Annotated in this window: 5 protein-coding genes; 4 read left to right on the top strand and 1 reads right to left on the bottom strand. The window is 32.0% G+C overall.

Going from position 1 to position 6015, the window contains the following annotated elements:
• The first annotated feature begins 4 nt into the window (after window positions 1-4).
• The 4 genes from BZARG_RS04225 to BZARG_RS04210 all read left to right on the top strand — a co-directional run bounded on the left by BZARG_RS04225 (window position 5) and on the right by BZARG_RS04210 (window position 3594).
• Complete coding sequence (locus BZARG_RS04225) at window positions 5-538, top strand: RNA polymerase sigma factor (RefSeq protein WP_008635327.1); 534 nt, start codon at window positions 5-7, stop codon at window positions 536-538.
• Window positions 538-1368 (top strand): anti-sigma factor, encoded by an 831-nt coding sequence (locus tag BZARG_RS04220; protein WP_008635653.1) that lies wholly within the window; start codon window positions 538-540, stop codon window positions 1366-1368. Before BZARG_RS04225 ends, BZARG_RS04220 begins: the two co-directional genes overlap by 1 nt.
• Before the next feature lie 203 nt (window positions 1369-1571).
• Window positions 1572-2957, top strand: a complete 1386-nt coding sequence (locus BZARG_RS04215) for a M1 aminopeptidase family protein (protein ID WP_008635507.1) — start codon at window positions 1572-1574, stop codon at window positions 2955-2957.
• A gap of 217 nt (window positions 2958-3174) precedes the next feature.
• Window positions 3175-3594, top strand: coding sequence for a thioredoxin family protein (locus BZARG_RS04210; RefSeq protein ID WP_040287988.1), 420 nt, complete (start codon window positions 3175-3177; stop codon window positions 3592-3594).
• A 179-nt stretch (window positions 3595-3773) separates the two neighbouring features.
• Here the strand turns inward: BZARG_RS04210 and BZARG_RS04205 are convergent, their stop codons facing one another.
• Window positions 3774-6014: a TonB-dependent receptor gene (locus tag BZARG_RS04205; protein ID WP_008635606.1), complete on the bottom strand. Its 2241-nt coding sequence runs from the start codon at window positions 6012-6014 to the stop codon at window positions 3774-3776.
• Window position 6015: the final 1 nt, after the last annotated feature.

Genomic DNA, 6015 nt, shown 5'->3' with positions numbered 1-6015 from the left:
CTATATGCAGTTAGAAACTTTGGTTTCACAATTTCAGGATAAAAATGAAAAAGCATTTGAAACCCTATACAACATGTATAGTAAAAGTATGCATGGCGTTATTTACAATATTCTTCGTGACAATGATTTGGCAGAAGAAGTCATGCAGGACGTATTTATAAAAGCCTGGAATAATTCAGCAACTTATACGGCAAAAAAAGGCCGTTTCTTTACCTGGATACTTAATATAGCGCGTAATGCGGCTATTGATAAAACACGGTCTAAAGCTTTTAAGAATTCTAAAAAAAACCTTCAAGCTGATTTTTTCGTAGATATTCTAGAAGATAGTGATGACTTAAACGAACAAACTAATGCTATTGGTATTAAGAGGTTTGTAGACAAGTTAGCTGAAAAGTGCATTGAAGTTATCGAGCTGCTTTATTTTAAAGGGTTTACCCAAAAAGAAGCTTCTGAAACACTCGATATGCCTATTGGCACCATTAAAACAAGAAATAGAAACTGTATAAAAGAGCTCCGAACCATGCTCGACATAGATTAATGACAAATAACGAATACATAGAATCTGGAATTTTAGAGCTTTATATAGCTGGAAGTCTTTCTGATGCCGAAAATGAAGCTGTTTATCATAAATTAAAGGATAACCCTGACTTATTAGACGAAGTCTTAAAAATAGAAGGCGCCATTATGCAATTAACGGCAGCAGCTTCTCCTAAAGACTCCAAACATTCTTTTAAAGCCGTAAAAGATAAACTAGATCTGAATTCTAACAGCGAAACGAAGGTTATTCCTCTGCAAGAATCTAAAACCAATTGGTTTGCATATTCTGGTTGGGCGGCTTCCGTGTTACTCGCAGGTGGCCTATTTTGGTTACTAAATCAAAATAGTGCTTTGGAATCGGACATTCAAGTTGTTGAAACCGAACTACAGAAACAAACGATAGATAACACTTTACTAGAGGAGCGCATAACCAAAACAGCAGCTAACTTAACTGAAACACAAAAACTTTTATCTGTTATTCGCGATAAGGATATTGTAGCAATACCGCTTGCGGGACAAGTAGTTTCGCCAGAATCCTATGCTCAAGTATATTGGGATAAAAAAGAAAACACTGTTTATTTAGATGTTCAAGGGTTACCGGAACCACCTGAAGGTAAGGTTTACCAAGTTTGGTCTTTAACTTTAAATCCGTTATCTCCAACTAGTTTGGGTACCATAGATGGCTTTACTGAAAACAGCACTAAAATATTCACCATAGAAAATGCGAATGCTTCAGAAGCATTTGGAATTACATTAGAGCCAGCTGGCGGAAGTACATCACCAACAATGGAGCAATTATATACGCTTGGTGCGGTTACATCTGCTTCTTAAAAGCTATATATATTGAATCAGTTTTTATCTAACATAACTAATGGTTGTGAAGGTTAAAAACTGATTTTTTGTTTAGGATTATAATTAATTGTATAAATTAGACTGCAAATTTTAGATTTAGCAGTAGCATACTGCAATCTTAAGTAAATGATTAGTACAAAAGTAAATTATCATCGTCTTTATAAAAATGACCATAAAATTCTATGAAAAAAACAGCTTATATTATAATAGTACTAGGCTTTATCAATATTTCATTTTCACAACCGCATATAACTGGTACCGTAACTTTAGATATAGAAAAAGGTTTTATACATTGTGATTTCACTTTATCTAACTTGCCTAAATTAAGTAAATATAAAATCTTACTTAATCACGGAATGAACATTAAGTATTTTAAAAATAATGAAGACCAAGTCATTTCTTACAATGGATATTATGACGGAAAGACCAATGGAGAAGGGCTAGAATATTATTTTGTGAATGAGCAAAATGAGCAAATTGAATTGAATAATAAATTTAAAATTGAATACTCTGGTGCTTATCCTGTTTATAAAGACAGCTTAAACGGCTTTGATTTTAAGGGGTATATCGCAATAAATGATAAAACCTTAAGAGCAACGGAACAATCAAAATGGTATCCAATTATCTATGATGTACAGAATGACAGATTGCTAACTAATTACACCTATAAAATTACCGTCAATACCATTAATAAACCACAAAGTGTATTTTTGAATGGCACGCAACCAAAAAAGGGCATAAAAACTTTATTTTCATCGACAAAGTCTGTTCCCCTATTTCTATTTGCAGGTGATTTTGACTTCTCCAGTACTAGTGGAAATTATTTGATTAACGCAGATGTAAGCGAAAATACTGCTGAAAAAATATTTGATAATATTGAATCTATAAAAGAATATTACGAAAATCTATTGGAGATTAATTTTAACGATCAAATTTATATAATAAATCACAATGCGGTTAAAGCGTTAAAAAATAATGACTGGGGATTTAATTCCTATCCTGCCTTTGGGTTTTCAAATCTTGATTTTAACGAATTACTAGCTGAAAATAATAAATTTAAAGAAAATCATTATAAATTCTTTGCTCACGAGCTAGCTCACAATTATTTTGGAAACAACGTTAATTCTGGAGTTTTATCTTGGTTTTGGTTAGAAGCAACTGCGGAGTATCTTTCATTAGTTGTACTTGAGGACTATACAAATAAAGAAAATGTTGCCGAATATTACGAATACTATATTAATACAATTGAGAATAAAAACTTTATCCCACTAGCTAATATTACGGATAATAAACAAATAGATTCTGAATATAGATATATACTTGGTCCGTTAATATTTAAAGCTTTTGAAATATCCTTTGGTAAAGAAAAAACTATTGAAACCCTAAAATCATTATTAGTACTATCTGAAAATCAAAAATTAACTATAAATAGCTGGGAGAAATCTGCCACTCAAAGTGGAATTTCAAAAGAAGCCTTTATCCATTTTAAAGATACCTTTCTATTGCATAAAAGGTTCAAGATAAATATAACTAATTTAATTACAGATAGTTATAAAAATAAAAACTAGTTGTTTTAATATTAAAACGAAAATATTTTATAAAAATGGTTTGAATACTATTAGCTTAATACTATAAATAATTCACTTCTAGCTTACTCATGAAAAGCATCATTTATAATTTAATGGTCCAAAAATTATCTATACCAGTTTTAATGTCTAAATTGGAGGATAAACATGTTTTTATTTAGCGCACAAGCTTAAATTACAGATCTTTAAAACAAACATCATGAAGTATTCTATTCTAATTATTTTAGTCATATTAACTACAACTTTCAGTTTTTCTCAAGAGCAAATCAACTGGAAAGACACCATAAAAGAAGGGATTTCACTTGCCGAAAAACAAAATAAAGACGTTTTAATATACTTTGGAATGGACAAATGTGTGCCGTGTAGAATGCTTAATAAATATGCGTTTACAAAAGAAGAATTTATTGAATACTCCAAAAAATACATCATGGTTAAAGTATATGATGATTTAGATAAAGAGAATGTAGAAAACCAAGAATATGTTAAAAGTACCCGAGCAGAATATCAAATAGAAGCCGTTCCAACAATTGTTATACTTAATAAAGATGGTTCACAACATAGTTTTTTCGCTTATGTAAAAAGTCCGCAGGAACTAATTGATCAGATTGAAGCGCTTTAGTCATCTTAATAATTCAGACTTCTATAGAGTTCTTTAAAATTATCATTAATTAAATTGCTGACTTATACCTATAAAAAAGCGCCCGCATAAAACGGGCGCTTACAAACAAACAAAAATTCAAAACAAACTTCCTCTAAACAATGAGTTGTTTATAAATCGTTTTCATTTTCAACAAACACTTAAAACTTATAACTAACCATACCTTTTATAAAAAATGTCGTTCCTGGTGTAAAATGAATTTCATCTACGGGATTAATTTCACTTTGCAAACGTGTTTCGGTTGCAAATTGTGTTTCGTTCCATTCGGTATCAAAAAGGTTTTCAATAGCCATTCCGAAACTGATATTTTTATTCAATGCATAGTTTATATTTAAATCGGTAACCAAATAACCTTTGGCAACGATAGAATTATCTTCATTTGCTGGTCTGTCATCAATAAAGCGGTAACGAATTCCTGCAGAAAAACCATTTAAATCATTGATAGCCAAACCACCTGTTAGCGTTAAATCTGGTGCTAACGGTATATAATTCGCACCACTTGGTTCCTCTACACTTCTAGCATGTGTAAAAGTAGCATCCGTATTAAAATACAACCAATCTGTAAACTGGTAACGCAATCCAACATCCAATCCGTAGCGTTCCGATTTCCCGCTTGGTTCAACCACACCGCCATCGCCAACATAAACAAACTCCTGCTCTAAAAACAAGTACCATAAAGCAGAATTAACTACCATTTTCGGAAAAGGCTTCCAAATAGCTCCTAAATCTGCACCATAAGCTTTTGGCAGAATGTCTTCGCCACTTTTAGCCACAACAACACGCGTATCGTTTGAATGAAAACCAATACCAGATTTTAAAAACCATTGTAAGTTTTTATTCTGATTGAAATAAAAATTCAATTTCGGACTTACAGTTGTTTTGGTTTCAGACAAGGTTTCATAAGCTGTAACTAAATTATCATTATACATGAATTTGAAATAATCTAAACGTAATGCAGGTGAAATAACAAATTTATTTAACTGAAATTCAGCCTTCATAAAACCAAACATATTCGTTTCATTTACATCTCCAAATGCTAGGTAGCCCAATGTTTCGTTACGGTCTTTTGTATGAGAAAGTTCTACATCGTTAACCATATCATAGCGCAACCCAAACCCAGATGTTATTTTTGTTTCTACATTACCAACTTGGGTATCTTTAATAAATGCGGTGTTAAAACCAAATATATTACGACTTTCAAATTGCCTAATCTGATCGCCATTAATTGGGTCTTCTAGGAAAAAAGTAAAATTAGAATACAGTTCGAAATCATATTTACTGTAAAAAACATTCGATTTAAACTGTAAATCATCTTTCAATTGCGCGTCATAACTCACATTTATATTACTTCTAGAAGTATTTCCGCCTTCCGTATCATCAATAGAACCAAAACGTGAAATCAGACCACTATCAATAGCGCGTTGTGGAATTTGACCCGAAGCATCCCAGCGACTAGTAAAATGAGAAACGGTTAAAGATAATTTATCATTACCTTTTAAATACGTGCTAAATTTTCCAAATAGATTGACACGATTGAAGTTTTGAGGCGAATCATATGGGCCATCAAATTCTATATATTCTAAAGCTACATAAGCGTTAGAACGTTTATTATTTTTTAATAAATCGAACATTCCTAAAGTTCGTAGAGAACCAAATTGTCCGTAACTCAAACTTACTTCACTTCCATTAATATTATCTTTAGTATTAAACCCCACGTAACCAGCTGTGGCAAAATCACCTTTATCCGCATCATATGGTCCTTTTCCAAAATTGATACTATTAATGGTTTCAGGAATTATAAAATGCAAATCGCTATAACCCTGACCATGTGCATGAGATACCATGTTAACGGGCATTCCATCTACAGAAAGGTTAATATCCGTTCCGTGATCTATATCAAAACCACGTAAAAATATTTGTTCAGCTTTTCCACCCCCAGCATGTTGACCAATGATTAATCCTGGAATTTTTCTTAAAATCTCTTGAGAAGAGTTTACTGGGCTCGTTTCCAAATCGACTTTAGAAATACTATTCATAGCATTTACCTGCTCGTTAATGATTAATTCACTTAATAAAATGGCTTTACTTATTAAAACAATTTCTAATCTGTTTTGAAAATAATCTTTGGCAACAATCACGGTTGCTTTTTCGTAACCTAATAAACCGATGGTTATAGAATCGCCTAGGTTATTTTTCTCCAAAACGAAGGAACCATTGGACAATGAATGCGTGTGGCTTGATGCATTTAAATTATACACATAAGCGTTTTCAATGGGTTGACCTTCTTCATCGGTAACAATTCCTTTTATATTTTGAGCCTGTGCAACAGTGCCTAAAATAAATAGAAAAAAGATGTAGTTTAGTGAATTTGTAATGGACATA

The sequence above is a fragment of the Bizionia argentinensis JUB59 genome (assembly GCF_000224335.1).
Classification (GTDB): Bacteria; Bacteroidota; Bacteroidia; order Flavobacteriales; family Flavobacteriaceae; genus Algorimicrobium; species Algorimicrobium argentinense.
Note: the sequence above shows the minus strand (reverse complement) of the source record. Positions and strands in the feature narration are given on the sequence as shown.

Excerpts from the sequence above, each read along its gene's own strand:
- BZARG_RS04225 (WP_008635327.1), top strand. The coding sequence starts at position 5 with ATGCAGTTAGAAACTTTGGTTTCACAATTTCAGGATAAAAATGAAAAA.
- BZARG_RS04220 (WP_008635653.1), top strand. The coding sequence starts at position 538 with ATGACAAATAACGAATACATAGAATCTGGAATTTTAGAGCTTTATATA.
- BZARG_RS04215 (WP_008635507.1), top strand. The coding sequence starts at position 1,572 with ATGAAAAAAACAGCTTATATTATAATAGTACTAGGCTTTATCAATATT.
- BZARG_RS04210 (WP_040287988.1), top strand. The coding sequence starts at position 3,175 with ATGAAGTATTCTATTCTAATTATTTTAGTCATATTAACTACAACTTTC.
- BZARG_RS04205 (WP_008635606.1), bottom strand. The coding sequence starts at position 6,014 with ATGTCCATTACAAATTCACTAAACTACATCTTTTTTCTATTTATTTTA.